This window comes from Flavobacterium galactosi (assembly GCF_048158585.1).
Classification (GTDB): domain Bacteria; phylum Bacteroidota; class Bacteroidia; order Flavobacteriales; family Flavobacteriaceae; genus Flavobacterium; species Flavobacterium galactosi.
This window is the reverse complement of sequence record NZ_JBLNKV010000001.1, coordinates 292,560-309,289: the sequence shown is the minus strand read 5'-3', so window position 1 is coordinate 309,289 and position 16,730 is coordinate 292,560. Positions and strand designations below refer to the sequence as shown.

General features: G+C 35.2%; 15 protein-coding genes and 1 pseudogene. 10 read left to right on the top strand and 6 right to left on the bottom strand.

Features of this window, described 5'->3' with window-relative positions; all coding sequences use genetic code 11:
• Window positions 1–151: 151 nt before the first annotated feature.
• The 4 genes from proC to ACM55M_RS01320 all read left to right on the top strand — a co-directional run bounded on the left by proC (window position 152) and on the right by ACM55M_RS01320 (window position 3,334).
• Window positions 152–928: a pyrroline-5-carboxylate reductase gene (gene proC, locus ACM55M_RS01335; protein WP_416855661.1), complete on the top strand. Its 777-nt coding sequence runs from the start codon at window positions 152–154 to the stop codon at window positions 926–928.
• Window positions 929–1,446: 518 nt separating this feature from the next.
• Window positions 1,447–2,121 (top strand): hypothetical protein, encoded by a 675-nt coding sequence (locus ACM55M_RS01330; RefSeq protein ID WP_416855660.1) that lies wholly within the window; start codon window positions 1,447–1,449, stop codon window positions 2,119–2,121.
• 173 nt (window positions 2,122–2,294) lie between these two features.
• Window positions 2,295–2,675 carry a Dabb family protein gene (locus tag ACM55M_RS01325; protein WP_416855658.1) on the top strand — a complete coding sequence of 127 codons (381 nt, stop codon included), beginning with the start codon at window positions 2,295–2,297 and terminating at the stop codon, window positions 2,673–2,675.
• 62 nt (window positions 2,676–2,737) lie between these two features.
• On the top strand, window positions 2,738–3,334 hold the full coding sequence (locus ACM55M_RS01320; protein ID WP_416855657.1) for a hypothetical protein: 597 nt from the start codon (window positions 2,738–2,740) through the stop codon (window positions 3,332–3,334).
• A 187-nt stretch (window positions 3,335–3,521) separates the two neighbouring features.
• Here ACM55M_RS01320 and nhaA read toward each other — a convergent pair whose 3' ends face one another.
• Complete coding sequence (gene nhaA, locus ACM55M_RS01315) at window positions 3,522–4,673, bottom strand: Na+/H+ antiporter NhaA (RefSeq protein ID WP_416855656.1); 1,152 nt, start codon at window positions 4,671–4,673, stop codon at window positions 3,522–3,524.
• Between the two features lie 117 nt (window positions 4,674–4,790).
• Here nhaA and ACM55M_RS01310 point away from each other — a divergent pair.
• From ACM55M_RS01310 to ACM55M_RS01300, 3 genes and pseudogenes are all read left to right on the top strand, one after another.
• Window positions 4,791–5,729 (top strand): annotated as a pseudogene (locus ACM55M_RS01310) (2-hydroxyacid dehydrogenase); the annotation flags it as partial.
• On the top strand, window positions 5,703–6,140 hold the full coding sequence (locus tag ACM55M_RS01305; RefSeq protein WP_416856272.1) for a VOC family protein: 438 nt from the start codon (window positions 5,703–5,705) through the stop codon (window positions 6,138–6,140). The pseudogene ACM55M_RS01310 and the gene ACM55M_RS01305, both read left to right, overlap by 27 nt.
• 46 nt (window positions 6,141–6,186) lie before the next feature.
• Complete coding sequence (locus ACM55M_RS01300; protein WP_416855654.1) at window positions 6,187–6,468, top strand: TM2 domain-containing protein; 282 nt, start codon at window positions 6,187–6,189, stop codon at window positions 6,466–6,468.
• Window positions 6,469–6,523: 55 nt separating this feature from the next.
• Here ACM55M_RS01300 and ACM55M_RS01295 read toward each other — a convergent pair whose 3' ends face one another.
• Window positions 6,524–8,326, bottom strand: a complete 1,803-nt coding sequence (locus ACM55M_RS01295) for a GNAT family N-acyltransferase (protein ID WP_416848720.1) — start codon at window positions 8,324–8,326, stop codon at window positions 6,524–6,526.
• Between the two features lie 148 nt (window positions 8,327–8,474).
• Between ACM55M_RS01295 and ACM55M_RS01290 the strand changes: the two genes are divergently transcribed.
• The 3 genes from ACM55M_RS01290 (at window position 8,475) to ACM55M_RS01280 (ending at window position 11,609) form a co-directional block, all read left to right on the top strand.
• Window positions 8,475–9,236 (top strand): exodeoxyribonuclease III, encoded by a 762-nt coding sequence (locus ACM55M_RS01290; RefSeq protein ID WP_416855652.1) that lies wholly within the window; start codon window positions 8,475–8,477, stop codon window positions 9,234–9,236.
• 228 nt (window positions 9,237–9,464) lie between these two features.
• A complete protein-coding gene (locus ACM55M_RS01285) occupies window positions 9,465–10,406 on the top strand; it encodes an OmpA family protein (protein WP_416855651.1) in 942 nt (313 codons plus the stop codon).
• Between the two features lie 165 nt (window positions 10,407–10,571).
• The gene (locus ACM55M_RS01280) at window positions 10,572–11,609 is read left to right on the top strand and encodes an NADP(H)-dependent aldo-keto reductase (protein ID WP_416855650.1); all 1,038 of its coding nucleotides are present in this window, start codon (window positions 10,572–10,574) and stop codon (window positions 11,607–11,609) included.
• A gap of 89 nt (window positions 11,610–11,698) precedes the next feature.
• Here ACM55M_RS01280 and ACM55M_RS01275 read toward each other — a convergent pair whose 3' ends face one another.
• From ACM55M_RS01275 to ACM55M_RS01260, 4 genes are all read right to left on the bottom strand, one after another.
• On the bottom strand, window positions 11,699–13,666 hold the full coding sequence (locus ACM55M_RS01275; RefSeq protein WP_416855648.1) for a transglycosylase domain-containing protein: 1,968 nt from the start codon (window positions 13,664–13,666) through the stop codon (window positions 11,699–11,701).
• Between the two features lie 240 nt (window positions 13,667–13,906).
• A complete protein-coding gene (locus ACM55M_RS01270; RefSeq protein ID WP_416848725.1) occupies window positions 13,907–14,317 on the bottom strand; it encodes a hypothetical protein in 411 nt (136 codons plus the stop codon).
• A 77-nt stretch (window positions 14,318–14,394) separates the two neighbouring features.
• Window positions 14,395–14,805, bottom strand: a complete 411-nt coding sequence (locus ACM55M_RS01265) for a hypothetical protein (protein ID WP_416855646.1) — start codon at window positions 14,803–14,805, stop codon at window positions 14,395–14,397.
• A 248-nt stretch (window positions 14,806–15,053) separates the two neighbouring features.
• Window positions 15,054–16,697, bottom strand: coding sequence for a carboxylesterase/lipase family protein (locus ACM55M_RS01260; protein ID WP_416855645.1), 1,644 nt, complete (start codon window positions 16,695–16,697; stop codon window positions 15,054–15,056).
• Window positions 16,698–16,730 lie beyond the last annotated feature (33 nt).

Genomic DNA, 16,730 nt, shown 5'->3' with positions numbered 1-16,730 from the left:
AGAGATTAAAACAGATTAACATGGGTTTTAATTCATGAAAATAATTTGTGATTAAGAATAAAACCAAAAGACAAAAAAATACAATTAACACTTTTCCATATCGGCTCCCTCTCCTTCGGAGAGGGTCGGGGAGAGGAAAACCACAATCAGCATGAAAGTACACATAATTGGCGGAGGAAACTTAGGCGTTGCTATCGCAAAAGGATTGTCAAAATTTTCGCAAGGAAATCAAATCACCGTAACCCGAAGAAATACAGCGAGCATTCTTTATTTGGAGCAATTGGGCGTAACTGTTTCAACAGACAACACGCATCAAATTCAAGATGCAGATATTATCATTCTTACTATAAAACCGTATCAGGTAGATACCGTTTTGGCCGAAATTCTTCCTGTGATTTCTAATAAAGTAATCGCTTCGGCAGTAAGTGGATTGTCCATCGAAAATTTACAAAATAAGATAGGCGAAGGGAATAGTGCCGTTCGTATTATGCCAAATATTGCATCACAATTTGGTGCTTCGGCGACCTGTATTGCGTTTAACGAAAAAAACAAAGAGAAAGCACAAAATACAGTCGCTCTTTTCCAAGATTTAGGAACAGCTCCTATTATAGACGAAAAATTAATGGATGCAGCAACCGTTCTTGCGGCTAGTGGAACAGCTTTTGCCTTGCGTTACATTCGTGCATCGATGCAAGCCGGAATCGAAATAGGGTTTGACTGGCAAACCGCACTGGCAATTTCGGCACAAACCGTAAAAGGCGCTGCCGAAATGATCATGGAAGAGCAAGTGCACCCAGAACAATTAATTGACCGTGTAACCACTCCACAAGGCTGTACCATTGCAGGATTGAACGAAATGGAAATGCACGGATTCAGTTCGTCATTGATACGCGGAATCAAAACTTCTTTGAAACAAATCAAGGGATAAACGGCATTTTGGCGTCCCCCAATAAAAAAAGGGTCTTCTCAGCGTAACTGTTGAGAAGACCCTTTTTTTATTGGCGTCTGGCTATCCGCGCTACTTAGGTAGCTTGCTACAAATGAAATTCACTGAACTCCTATGAAAATAAATATAATGTGAAGTAATCCCTCACGCAGCTGCGAGCGATTTTGTATGCGGTTTTCTACATCTAAAATCAAAAATCGTTGATCAAAAATCTTCAATCATTTTATTTTTTACTCAAATTATGAAAGCCGTAAAATATTGTGTTTTCTTCCTGATAGATTTGTTAGCGAGACTATTTTGTTTAAAATACTAGTTAGTTTTTACGTCAAATCTGGCGTAGTTAAAATGCATTTTATTGCAAAAATCAGTTTTATGTAAGTAAAATCATTAGTTTTGGTAGAGAATGAATAAACTCTATTTATAGCGCAAAGCCACAAGTTGTGCGCAAGCTTAAAAAATGTATCGTCCTAAAATAGGTTGACTAAAAAAAAATCAAAAAAATGAGGAAAAATATAATAATATTGATTTTGGCAACAACAGGACTTATTTCCTGTAAGCAAGGTAGTAAATCAACACCAAACACTGTTGATATTGAAACTTTGGATTCGACAAAAAATGTCAAAAGTCAAAAGCCATCGGCTAAGCATAATGAAAATAATTTTTACACTAAATATGAATATACTGAGTCTAACGGCGCACGCCTAATAATACAAAACAGCTTTCCAAAAAGTGGAATAAACTACACTGATCCCAATGGTAAGAAATATATTTATGCTGTATTTTGGACTCGAATAACCAATAAGACCAATAATCCTATTGAATTGACAATTGATTTCCCTTTAGATTCATTTGAGATTCCGTCTTCATCGGGCAACTATATGAAATTACTTCTTCCTTCCGACACATTGACAATTGATAAAGAACCCTTGAATGATTATGGTTTGACAATAAAATCTTTTTTAGATAATCATCGTCATAAATCGTCTTTGTTGAAAAGAACTATTAATGCAAAAGGTTCAAGCGCTTTTTATGTTGTGACTCTCTCTAATCGTGGAGTAGGCGGAACTTTGCGAACAGGATTTAGCTTAAAAGGGCAAAATCTATTTTATAGGGTTAACGATAAAGAAATTCTTTGCGGAAAGATTGATTTAACAAAATTAATGTTACGAAAATAAATAAAAAGCCAGCGCACAACAGCTACTCTGCTCCGCAAAGTCTTTGTTGTGCATGCTCTGCAAATATCTTTTTTTTTCGCCCACAACAATGAGCAAATAAAGCAAGTAATTATAACATCACTCTCCCCTGCAAATCCAACTCAAATAAATCGTATATTTCAAAAAAAACTACCATGAAAAAACTATTGCTAATAACCCTTATTTTACTTTCAATCCATACCGTAAACGCTCAACAAGGCAAACAAAAACAAGTGCTACGTCATGTAGTAATGTTTGGATGGAAAGAAGGAACGGATGCCGCATATATCACGAAAGTGGTAACAGCTTTGAGTGATTTAAAACATAAAATCCCAACCATTAAATCATTTGAATGGGGAACCAATAAGAGTCCTGAAAACTTGAACAATGGTTTGACGCATTGCTTTATACTTACATTCAGTAGTGAAAGTGATAGAGATGCCTATCTCATTCATCCGGATCATAAAGCTTTTGTAGCGCTGTTGAATCCTGCTCCTGAGAAAGTCACGGTGTTTGATTATTGGGCTAATAAGTAAGCGAAATCTATTTTAAAAACATAAAACAAATAACTACTAAATAATTAATTCGCATCCTTTAAATGAAAAAAGTAATAGTATTTCTAATTCTGGCATTCAATCTAAATGTAACTGCTCAAGAGGTTAGCGTTGAAAAATCAATTTTTGGAATGCAAACCGGTTTTGGGGTACACACAGGAATTTGGTTCAATAATGAGAGTAAACTATCAAATACTATCGCGTTAAGAGGCGAGATTGGTCTTGAGAAAGATTTTACGGTTGGTAATCATTATGATGGAGCCGGTTTTATTTTGCAACCGGTACTAACAGTAGAACCAAGATATTATTATAATCTCGAAAAAAGGAATTCAAAAGGTAAAAATACTACCAATAATAGCGGAAATTATTTGTCCATTAAAACAAGTTATCATCCGGATTGGTTTGTAATAAATTTAGCCGATAATGTAACTAAAACAGCTGATTTAGCAATTGTTCCTACCTGGGGTTTAAAACGTCTGATAGGGAGTCATTTTACATATGAAACCGCTGTAGGATTTGGGTATCGCGTGGTGTATTTGAAAGAGAATTCGGTTAATGGGAATGTTCAAAATGTAGATGGTGCTTATAATAGAAATCAATACACTCCCTATGTGCATGTGGGAATTGGCTACATTTTTTAGTAAAAAAACCGAACCAATCAAATATATATTGCTATAAAAATAAAAAAATTTTTATACAGCCTGTTAAATGAAGTAGCTTATAAATAGCTCAATTACAATCATAAGTTTCAATAAAAAAAGGGTGTTTAGCTTAAAGCTAAACACCCTTTTTTTATTGGACAAATCAATTAAATGATGGGTTTAATCTTCATTTTTTTAATTGGGTTTTCAAGGTGTATTTCAACCAAAGAAAACCAGCTGTTCCTGCGATAAAGGAAGCAATCAGAATCGCAATTTTAGAATAGGTAATTACTTCTTCGCCGTCATTTTTAAACGCAAGCAGTGTTATAAATATGGACATCGTGAAACCAATTCCTCCCAACATTCCTGCGCCAATAATAGTTTTCCATTGTAAATCTTTGGGCAAAACACAAATCCCCAGAGTAACGCCTAAAAAAGAGAAAAGCCAAATTCCGAGCGGTTTTCCAATCACAAGTCCTAATATGATTCCTATCGTGTTAGGATGATTCAGTCCTTCATGCCAATTAGAATCTATCGCAATACATGTATTGGCTATCGCAAACAAAGGCAGAATAAAAAAGGCTACGGGTTTGTGTAAAAAATGCTGAATTTTATAAGATGAGGTTTTTTTGCCTCCATCGCCAAACGGAATCGCAAAAGCCAATAAAACCCCGGTTATAGTGGCATGTACTCCAGAATTAAGCATGAAATACCACATGATAACGCCACCAATTAAATAAGGGAATAAATTGTGAACCTTCATTCGATTCAGAATAAATAAACCACCAAGAATACCTAAGGCTATAAATAAATTTACGAAAGCAATTGTTGAAGTGTAGAATATAGCTATGATGATTATAGCACCCAAATCGTCAATTACTGCAAGTGCAGTTAGAAATATTTTTAAAGAAGTAGGAACACAATTTCCTAATAAGGATAAAATACCGATGGCAAAAGCAATGTCCGTAGCCATAGGAATTCCAGCTCCGTTTTGTGTTATAGTTCCAAAATTTAATGCTAAAAAAATTCCGGCAGGAACTACCATTCCGCCTAAAGCACCAAAAATAGGCAAGGCAGCATTCTTGATACTGGATAATTCACCATTATAAATTTCGCGTTCCAGTTCTAAACCGATTAACAGGAAAAAGATAGTCATCAGTCCGTCATTAATCCAATGGGTAATGGAATGGTGAGCCAATTGTGTTTCCCAAAAAGCAATATATTCCGTTTGAAAAGGGGAATTAGCAAGGCAAAGAGAAAAAATGGTTGCGAATAGCAAAAGTAATCCTCCCGCTTTTTCACTTTTAAAGAAGGCCTTGAATGTTTTTGTTAATTTCATTTTTGAATGTTTGTTGTAAATAGCTTTAATTTATCCTAAAATAGAAAGCACGCTAATTTAGACATTTGGGAACTATTTTTTTGTTAATTTGGGGTACTAAACTTAGAAACCTTTTTTATGGACATTAAAATCCTTCATATCGATAGTAATAATCCTTTGCTTTGGGATCAACTGCAAAATTCCGGATTTATAAACCACAGCGATTTTACTTCATCCAAAGAAGAAATTGAAGCCAAAATTCAGGATTATCAGGGAATTGTCATTCGGAGTCGATTCAAGATTGACAAAACATTCTTGGACAAAGCAACTAATTTGCAGTTTATAGCGCGTGTGGGAGCAGGTTTAGAAAGTATTGATTGTGAATATGCTTTGTCAAAAAACATTACGCTTATTGCAGCTCCGGAAGGAAATAGGAACGCCGTTGCCGAACATACATTGGGCATGATTTTATCTCTTTTTAATAAATTGAATGAAGCTGATAGCGAGATACGATCCGGTCACTGGAACCGGGAAAGCAATCGCGGTTACGAACTCGATGGTAAAACGGTTGGGATTATTGGTTACGGTAATATGGGAAAATCCTTTGCCAAAAAACTTCGGGGTTTTGATGTCGAAGTGTTGTGTTATGATATTCAAGAAAATGTAGGGGATAGTAATGCTAAGCAAGTTTCCTTCGAAGAATTCCAGCAAAAAGTGGATATGGTAAGCTTGCATATTCCGTGGACACCCGAAAGTGATAAAATGGTTGATGCGGATTTTATCAATGGGTTTGCCAAATCCTTTTGGATTGTAAATACCTCTCGTGGCAAGAATATTGTCACTGCCGATTTAGTTGCAGCGATGGAATCTGGGAAAATACTTGGAGCCGGTTTAGATGTTTTGGAATATGAGAAATTATCATTCGAAACACTTTTTCAAGATAAAAATACGCCAGAAGCTTTCCAGTATTTGTTGCAAGCAAAGAATGTAATTCTGAGTCCACATATTGCCGGTTGGACATTCGAGAGTCATGAACGGTTGGCACAAGTGATTGTTGATAAAATTAAAGCAAAGTATTTTGGTCCAGCCAAAGATGCGGAGCTGGAAAAACGAGTTACGGGAATTGGCGGTTTTTTCTTTAAATCAAAAAATCCTAAAGAAATGGTAGCTTGGTATGGAAAATATTTAGGTTTAAAAACCGATGATTATGGTTCCACTTTTTGGTGGAAAGATAAAGAAGGGAATGATTGTTCTACCCAATGGTCGCCATTTGCTGATGATACTACTTATTTTGCACCAAGCGAAAAACAATTCATGCAAAACTTCAGAGTGGATGATTTAGAAAATTTGTTAAAAAAATTATCGGAGGAAGGTGTAACAATTGTGGGTGATATGGAGTCTTATGAGTATGGGAAATTTGGTTGGATTTTAGATATCGAAGGAAATAAGATAGAACTCTGGGAGCCAATTGATAAAGTATTCCAATAATTTTTATATTTTTAACCACTGAAAAACAACCTTATAACAATTAATTATGGAAAATTCAAAACCAGAGGCATGGAATAATCCACAACCTAATCAACAAGATAATAAAAAACTTGCAGCAGGGCTTCTTGCTATTCTTTTAGGACCTTTGGGGATCCATAAATTCCTTTTAGGTTATACAACCGAGGGGATTATATGGTTGGTAATTAGTTTGTGTACTTGTGGAACAGTAACAGGTATATTAGGAGTGATTGAAGGAATTCTATATTTAACAAAATCAGACGAAGAGTTTTATCAGACCTATCAAGTAGGTAAAAAAGGCTGGTTTTAAAGCATAAAAAATCCCGAATTAATTCGGGATTTTTTTATAATTCGGCATTCTACAGTCAATCTTCCTTTTCGCTCAGTTTTCTTTCCAATTCAGCCTGAAATTCTTCCATTACAGGTTTCATGGTGCTTTCTGGAATATCCGCAATTCGAATGTACATCAATCCATCAACGGCATTGTTAAACAGTGGATCCACATTGAAAGCAACCACTTTTGCATTTTGTTTGATGTATTTTTTAATCAAAACCGGTAAACGTAAACTTCCAGGTTCCAGTTCATCGATAATTTTATCAAACTTATTCAAATCCGATTCGGTTTCATTAAAAATGAAATCTTTGTCGGCATCTTTTAGTTTTACTTTATAGGCTTTCTTGGGGTGAATGTATTGCGCAATATAAGGATCATAATAATTCGACTTCATGAATTCAATCATCAGTGATTTTGAAAAATCTGAAAATTGATTGCTGATACTCACGCCTCCCAGTAAAAATTTATGCTCTGGATAACGCAACGTGGTGTGCATAATTCCTTTCCATAGCAAGAAAAGTGGCATTGGTTTCTGTTGGTATTCTTTGATGATGAAAGCGCGGCCCATTTCTATGGATTTGTGCATCATATCATGTAATTCAGGTTCAAATCGGAAAAGATCGTTGAGGTAAAAACCATTTATTCCGTATTTGGGATAAATTTCTGAACCCAATCCCATTCGGTAAGCACCTGCAATTTTATTGGCATCGGCATCCCACAAAAATAGATGATGGTAATATTGGTCGTGCTTGTCTAAATCAATCGATTCATTTGTTCCTTCACCTACTTCCCGAAAGGTAATTTCTCGAAGTCGCCCAATTTCATGTAAAATATTTGGAATTTTAGATGCTTTAGCAAAGAAAACTTCATAGTTTTTACTTTGTAAAAGTCGGCAATCAGTACTTCGCAAGGCGTCTACTTCCTTAATCATTTTGTCCTGACTGGCAGCAGTAACAATTTTTTTCGGGCTTTTAGGAATCTTTAAAGTTGGTGTCGGTAAAAAAGTACTTTCTTTTTCGAAAGGATTTGCAAGCATGTATGTTTTCTTTCTCAAAAACTCTGAATATTCCTCTAGTGTTGTGTGTTCATTTTGTTCACTTACAGAAATAGGTTTGCCAATACGCACTTTTATCACACGATGTTTTTGGCTAAACACTTCAGAAGGCAATTTTGCAGTTCTAAAAGTTCCGCTTATTTTAGAAAGAAGATAGAATAATCGGCTGTTTTTAGCATGGAAATAAATGGGTACAACAGGAACTTGTGCTTTTCTGATTACTTTAATAGCCCCTTCTTCCCAAGGTTTATCCACCATTAATTTGCCGTCTTTATACGTAGAAACTTCCCCTGCAGGAAACATTCCCAAGGGTTTTCCATCACTTAAATGACGCAGCGTTTCCTTTATTCCTACTACACTTGACTTAGTATCCTTATGATTTTCAAAAGGATTCACTGGCATAATGTATTTTTTGAGAGGCTCAATTCGATGTAAAAGAAAATTGGCGATAATTTTGAAATTAGGTTCCTTGTCAAGCATTAATTTCAATAATAAAACACCGTCAATTCCTCCCAACGGATGATTTGAAATCGTGATATAAGCACCCTCTTTTGGTAAACGTTTTAAATCCTCTTCCGGGATTTTGAATTTTATTTGTAAATCATCCAATATTCCATTGAGGAAATCAACATCTTTCAAATGTTTATTTCTGTCGTATACTTTGTTTAAGGTAGAGATTTTTAGCACCTTCATCAGCATCCATCCGGAAAAAGTACCTAAAACCCCGTACTTATCTACATTTATCGCTTTGGCAACTTCTTTGGCGGTTACTAAACCCATGTATTTTTGTTTTTTTGAGCAAGAAACAAAGATAGCAAAAAACTCCATTTTCTCTCTTTTTCTGAATCAAACTTATACTTTTTTATTACATTTGAAAACTACATACAAACAATATAATTTTTTCGAAAGAAATTCAAAAAATACTTTAATGAGAATTATTTCATATAATGTCAACGGAATCAGAGCCGCTATTTCAAAAGGTTTTATTGACTGGCTGCAACACGCAAATCCTGATATTATTTGCCTTCAGGAAATTAAAGCAACCGAAGAGCAAATTCCGGTAGATGATATCACAAAAGCAGGATATCCCTATCAATATTATTATTCAGCAACTAAAAAAGGCTACAGTGGAGTGGCCATTCTTTCCAAAATCAAGCCTAATAATGTGGTTCATGGAACCGGAATTCATCACATGGATTTCGAAGGAAGAAACCTTCGGGCTGACTTTGATGGTTTCTCCGTAATGAGTTTGTACTTGCCATCAGGAACAAATATCGAGCGATTGGACCATAAATTTATGTTCATGGATGATTTTATGAATTACATTGGCGAACTCAAAAAAGAAACGCCAAATCTGATTATCTGTGGCGATTACAACATTTGTCACGAAGCAATCGACATTCATGATCCCATCAGAAACAAAACCGTTTCGGGATTTTTGCCACAAGAAAGAACCTGGCTCGACGGATTCATGAAGTCTGGATTTGTGGATAGTTTTCGCCATTTCAACAGTGAACCGCATCAATATACGTGGTGGAGTTACCGCGCCGGAGCCAGAGGAAACAACAAGGGTTGGCGCATCGATTACAATTTAGTTAGCGATTCCTTAAAACATAAACTCAAAAGAGCCGTTATCCTTCCAGATGCAGTGCATTCGGATCATTGCCCAATTTTGGTAGAAATAGAGTAACGTTTTCAGGAGCTGTTTCCCGCTATCCGTTACAAATGAAATTCACTGAACACCGAAATAAAATATTAACTTGGTGAAGTAATCTTTCTAGTCCTGAACTTGTTTCAGGATCCTGAAACAAGTTCAGGACTAGAAATGATTTTCACTTTTATCGGGGCTAGGGCATTCGAATATAATTTGATTTTTTGCTTTCAAAACAATAATAGAAACAATATAAATACTAATAAAATGATTAAAAGAGTTTCCATCGGATTACTAGTGCTGGCACTTTCAACTTCATGTGTGTCCAAGAAAATATACAATGATTTAGAAAGCAAGTACACCGATTCCAAAAAAGAAAATAGAAAATTAACGGATGAGAATGAAGATCTTTTAAAGACCAAAAATCAATTAGAACTAGACCGAAGCGCTTTAACATCAGATTTAAGTAAATCAAAATCGGAACTGGATAAGTTGAAAGCGGATTATGTGGCAGCTCAAAATAAATTTAAAGTGTTGCAGGATTCCTATACAGCTTTAGAAAAAAATAGCAGTGACGCTTTGCAAAACAACATGAAGAAAAATCGTGATTTGCTGGATCAATTAGACGAGAAAGGGAAAGCGTTAGCATTAGAACAAGAACGTTTAAACAAAAGCGCACAACGTTTAGATGAGTTGGAATCTTTGATTGCTGCCAAAGAAGCCAGCATGAAAAAACTAAAAGAAACACTGTCTAAAGCCTTGAATAGCTTTGAAGGAAAAGGGTTGACGGTTCAACAAAAAAATGGGAAAGTATATGTTTCCATGGAAAACAAACTACTTTTCAATTCTGGAAGCTGGGCAGTAGGTTCCGAAGGTAAAAAGGCAGTTGTAGAGTTAGGAAAAGTTTTGGGTGATAACCCTGAAATTTCGGTTCTTATTGAAGGACATACAGATGACGATGCTTTCACGGCTTCAGGACCAATTGCTGACAACTGGGATTTATCGACTAAAAGAGCCACAGCGATAGTTGCTATTTTGAGTGAAAACAAGAAAATCAATAAGGAAAACTTAACCGCTGCTGGTAGAGGAGAATTTTCTCCTTTGGGAAGCAATTCAACAGCTGAAGGAAAAGCAAAAAACCGCAGAATCGAAATTATTTTGACACCAAGATTAGACGAGATTTCTAAAATGTTGAATGATATCAATTAAATTGAAGCAAAGGTTCAAAAAATACAAAGGTTCAGAGTTTATACTTTGGGCCTTTTTTAGTGTCAAAACGTATAAACGTTTCCAAAATTTCTGTTAACTGGAAACCAAAACAATAAACTAATTTTATCTTTGTTTTTGAAAAATTAAAATACAATTTTCTTAATTATGAAATATACTACTTTACCGAATACCGATATAAAAGTCAGCAAAATTTGCCTTGGAACCATGACTTTTGGGCAACAAAATACAGAAGCTGATGGTCATGCACAAATGGATTACGCTTTAGAAAATGGAGTTAATTTCTTTGATACCGCCGAGATGTATTCTGTTCCAGCACGTCAGGAAACATACGGAAGTACGGAGAAAATACTAGGAACTTGGTTCAAAAAAACAGGCAAAAGAGAAGAGGTAATTTTGGCTTCAAAAATTGCGGGACCAAATCCTAATTTCACGTACATGCGTGAGAAAAATGATTTTTCGCCAACAAGTATCAAGTTTGCATTAGACCAAAGTTTGCTTCGCTTACAAACCGATTATCTTGATGTGTATCAGTTGCATTGGCCGGAACGCAAAACTAATTTTTTTGGACAGCGTGGTTTCAAAGTGCAAGAAGATGATTGGGAAGATAATATTCACAATGTTCTAGAAACCTTAGACGGTTTTGTCAAAGAAGGGAAAATCAAACATATTGGCCTTTCTAATGAAACACCTTGGGGAATTATGCGTTTTCTGGAGGAAAGTAAATACCATAATTTACCAAAAATAAAAACCATTCAAAATCCGTATTCCTTATTAAACAGACTTTTTGAAGCGGGTTCTGCTGAAATTTGTATGAAAGAAAATGTTGGGTTATTGGCCTATTCTCCAATGGCTTTTGGTGTTTTATCGGGTAAATTCCTAACGGGTGAAAGTCTTCCAAATGCCAGAATCAATTTATTTCCACAATTTTCAAGATACAACAGCGAACAATGTTATGAAGCTACTCGATTGTATCAGGAAATTGCCAAGAAAAATGGACTGACCTTGACTGAATTGTCTTTGGCATTCATAGAGCAACAGCCGTTTGTAACTAGCACGATTATTGGCGCCACCACAATGGAACAATTGAAAGAAAACATTGAGACAATTCATATTTCACTTTCTGATGAAATCTTAAAAGCAATTGACGAAGTTCAAGCGGTAATTCCAGACCCGGCACCGTAATTTGTTGAAAAGAATAGATGTGAATTTAAATTTTCGAGCAACCCTGTCAGAGTTCAAAACTCTGACAGGGTTGCTTTTTAATTTTAGAATTAAAGATCAAATTCTTCGTCAACTGCCAAAGAATCGATTTTTATTTGTGTGGTATCTTGAGCTTTTATCCTTAGAAAAGATTTTGCAGGTCCTGAAATCAGGATAGTCTGTGTTTTGTAAATGGTATCGTCAGGACTCAAAAGTCCTCTCCTAAACATGATATTCGTTAAAAAGGATTCTTGTTTGATGGCGAAATCTTTCAGCATCCCTTGGTCATTAAACTGGTACATGAATTTTCTTGGGCTTGGAATAATTCGGGCAAGATAAAGACATTCATTTAAGTTCAATTCTGAAGGACTCTTCTGGAAATAAAACCGACTCGCTTCCCCTATTCCATATACGTTTGGTCCCCATTCGATGATATTAAAATAGACTTCCAGCATGCGTTCCTTGCTTGCGATGCGATTGTTTTCTAGAATGTAAACCAGTAAAATTTCTTCCAGTTTGCGCGATACTGTTTTTTCACGGGTAAGAAAAACATTCTTTATCAACTGCATGCTGATGGTACTGGCACCGCGGGAAAACTTTTTGGTTTTTATATTTTTAACAATGGATTGTTTGAATGCTTCGCTAATAAAACCATGATGCGAAAAGAACGAAGGATCTTCGGTTGTTAAGACGCATTTTCTTAAATAAGGGGAAATTTGGTCTAATGGCGTATAATTAGGATTCGCTGAGCCAACTAAAACAGGACGTTGCAACACATTTTTTATAAGTGCCCGATAAATAAATTCTCCATTGAGTTTGTTAAGGTTCGCTTCGCCGTATTTTGTGATTTTTAGATTTTCTTTATTCAATTTACTGTCAAAAACCAGTTGATTGGGTTTGTTTTTATTGAACATGAAATTCAAGTTGTAGTCAAAATTGCCTTCGGCTTCCATCCCTTGAAAATGGGTGAATAAACCGTCGGGTAAGGAAGAGATAAAGTCCTGCGCTTTCATTTTTGGGATAGCCACTTTGAGTTTGTAGATGGTATCTTCCTCGGTTTCATAAGCTACATAAGGATGGAATTTGACTTTATTGAATTGAACCGTTGAAGTACTGTCTATTGAAATGAAATCAGAACCCAATAAGAATCGGTAATCAAATTTAGCATTCTTGATGACAACATCTTTATTGGCAATTTTTGGATGATTTATTTTTAAATTGGTAATAGCCATAAAACCATCAATATGAAGTTCGTCACCATCTTTATCGATGTTTTCAATATTCAACCGGATGGATTCAAAGCTCGATTTCAGATTGAAACGTTCGTCAAAATAAGGAACTTTAATGGCACCAGTGTCAATATTTACAAACCGAATATCGGCTTTTTTATTTCTAGGATCTGCAAATCCTTTGATTTTCCAACGTTGTGTAAAGGTATTGGTTTGGACTTTTATCGAAGTTTCAAGCTGCTTATTGACCAATCGTAATTTTTGAAAATTAATCAACGCTTTTTTTCCGTTGTCATCTAGCCGAAACGAAAGATTGTCCAAAACCATATCTGTTGGAACTAAATTCAGCGCTTTCGAGATGATTCTATAAGCAAATTGGGCGTAATCTCTTTTCTCGTTGCTTATTTCTGTTTGTTTGTCTTTTTTTAGAAAAGCATCAAAATTCCTCACTTTTCCCTTCTTCACTAATTGTACAAAGCCATTCTTGATTTCTAAAGTTCCAAGCTGAAGATCACCTACTACTAATTGCCATAAATTGACACTTGTTTTCAGTTTTTGTATTTTAAAAAGGGTATCGGCATTTTTCGGCGCTAATACTACATCAGAAAGATTTATACCTGAGATTCCGTCAAAAGAAGCTTTTTTTACTGAAAAAGTACTGTTGTAATCGACTTTCATTTCATTAGAAACCTTGGCAATGGTCTGCTGTAAAACCGCATCACGAAAGATGTAAAAAGTAACAATTAGAGCTACAAACAATACACAAAGTATTTTTGTCGCTAGAATTATTTTTTGTTTTCCGGTTCTCATAAACAGTTTGATAAATTGGGATAGCAGACCTAAGATAAATTTGGTTTGGCGATCTTTATCTATAAAGAAAAGGAAAAATATTCCTAACGGAAGTAATTTTATGTTTTTCTTTATAATTTCGATTAAATTTCGTCTTTTTTTAGGGTATAAAAAAACTACAATACTTTTGATATCGTAGTTTTTTAATTAATTTGTTAATCAGGATTTATATCCAAGCTGACAAAATCTCACTATTGTATTTTAGGCGTGATTATAGAAATCTTTCACTTTAGCCACAATTTGATTTGATGTCAAGCTATCAGTTGTTTCTACTGATTTTAGTTTGTTGTTGATGGATTTATCCTCTTTTATTTTTTTTTCTAGTTCTATTTTGGTTTCAGCAGGACCAAAAACAAAAAGTTCATCCGATCCGTGGACATGCGATAAAACATCTTTTAAAAAATGATTCATTTGATTTTTTTTTCGTTCCTCTAATTTAGTTTCATTACTTCCATGATGACTTCCTGAGAAGGTTCCTTTGTTGCCTTCGTCATTATGATGAATACGATTTTCAATGTCGGATTCAATTTCCATTATTTTTTCTTTTCCACCATCAAGAGTAACAATAATTGCTTTTGAGGTATCAATCCAGATGCCGGTTTGCTTTTTCATGTCTTTTTTTTTTATGTTAAAACGCCTGTTTTCAAACAGCTTTAAATTTGATTGAATAATACGGTTTCAATATTGATTTAATCTTGTTGTGACAGAATAGTGTTTAATTGACTTAGAAAAACGCGTTCCGATTTATTTTTCCCCGAAAAAGAAGTCGCAATGCTTTTTGCAGTATTTTGTATCAGAGCATTAACCTGCGGGGTGAACAGATTTTTGTGTTCTTGCCTGAACGTTTTGAAGTCAGGAAGTACTTGTTCAAAACCCCAATTACTTTCTATAAACCAATCAAAAACAATTTCGATTTCAAAGGCTGTGTCGTCCCCAAATTCATTCAAAGTGTTTTCAAACGGAAGCCATTCAGTCTTTACAATTTCTTTGAGTTGTTCGATTTCTTCTTGGCGAATGGTTTTATCTATGGCCGCAATACAATAAAACACTTTTCCTAAGTGTTCATAGAAATGCATCATGGTTTGGTGCGATGGTTTCATTTTTCAATCTTTAGATAAAAAACAACACATAAATTTACAACAAAATAATGATTCTTATTCTAGATTTTAATTTTTTATTAAGTGTTGTTTTTATTTCATAGAATAGAATCGATTGATTTTCAGATGAAATAAAAATAATTAGTTGAAGTAACGGGATACAATTATGGCTTTTTTAGTACTAATATAAATCTTATAAAAAAGAGGGCGTCATATAATTGGACGCTCTCTTTTATGGAAACAATAAATTCCTATTTTTTCGAATATTCTTTTTCTAAAAATAAGTAGCGGGTGTCATTTTCTGCTTTTTTTGATTTTGAATTTACATCAATAACCATAATTTCGGGGTTTTCTTCGTTTTTTGCGATAGGCCAAACGGGAAGTTTTTCACCGTTTGGATTTCCTGTTTTAATGAAGTTGGCAAAAAAGTTCATCATTGTATCCGAAACTTTATAATCATCGTCTGTCCAAGCATAATTTGTATTAGATGCTAAATTTCCCATTGCATATTCTATTTCTGCAGAGTGAACCGCTCCTTTTGGAATAGGTGCTTTTGGTGTGTGTTTGTCTTTTTTAATGACGCCTCCTGCAAGAGCTGCTTCAAGTTCATTGTCGCGTAATTCTGGTCTTGGATGTACATAATAATAACGATATACAGGTTGTGTGCTGTTTTTTCGATGCAAATCAAACCATTTCCAGGTGCTGTAGGCAATAAAACGGTCTCCAGCCAAATCCGTGGCAGATTGCTCCGTTACTTCAGGAGTTCCTACGGGATATAATTTCAATATTTCATCTGCTTTGTTGCCATATAATTCCTTGATTTTTTGAATATAACTTTCATTGTTTAAGTCTTTTCCCATCGTTAAAGCGCGATAAGTCATTTCCTCTGAATTCCATCCTAATAGTAAAGGAATCATAGCTTGTTGTTTGGCTTCAAAAATTTCCAGTACCGATTTTGGTAAAAAATAACCGTCAATCGTTGTTTTAAAAACACCCAAACTTGTTCCGAGGGATTTTTGATACAGCTCAAAAGTGGACATTGCGCGAAGGTCTTTTAAGGATGATGCACCAATTTTTTTGGCAAATTCAACTCCTGTTTTTTCGGCTTCCGCCAATGGTACCGGAGACAAAGTCGGAAAGATGGAACCGCCGCTTTTGCCAATAGCTCCTGCAATAAGCCCTTTTGATAACGGAGAAGCCATTTGAGCACTTACGGAAATTGAACCTGCTGATTCTCCTGCGATAGTGACGCGTTTTGAATCCCCTCCAAATTTTGAAATATTGGCCCGTACCCATTTTAAGGCAGCATTTTGGTCTAATAATCCGTAGTTTCCTGAAGCGTGATTAGGAGATTCTTTGGTTAGTTCCGGATGGGAGAAAAATCCCCAAATCCCTAATCTATAGTTTACAGTTAAGGTTACTATTCCTTTTTTGGCCATATTTTCGCCATCATACCGATTTTCCGAACCATCGCCAGCGGCAAAACCACCACCGTAGAAATAAACTAAAACGGGCAGTTTTTCATTGGCAGATTTGGCTGGAGACCAAACATTAAGATATAAGCAATCTTCGCTTGTACCGTCACTTCTAAAACCCATGTCACCAAATATATAGGATTGGATTGCTCTTGGTCCAAATTTTTTAGTTTGTTTTATTCCTGGCCAATTCATTAAAGCTTGAGGAGCTTTCCATCGTAAATTACCCACTGGTGGCTGTGCAAAGGGAATTCCTTTGAAGCTTTGAATGTTTGTTTTTACATCAAATTCACCTTCTATAATTCCATTTGCAGTGGTTACCTGAACAGGAAAAGCATTTAGGTTTTCGGCGTGTTGCGCTTTGGAAAAGAAGGGAATTGCCAATAGCATCAATCCAATGCATTTTATTTTTAGATTCATAATTTATTTGTTTTATCGTGTAATATTTTTTAT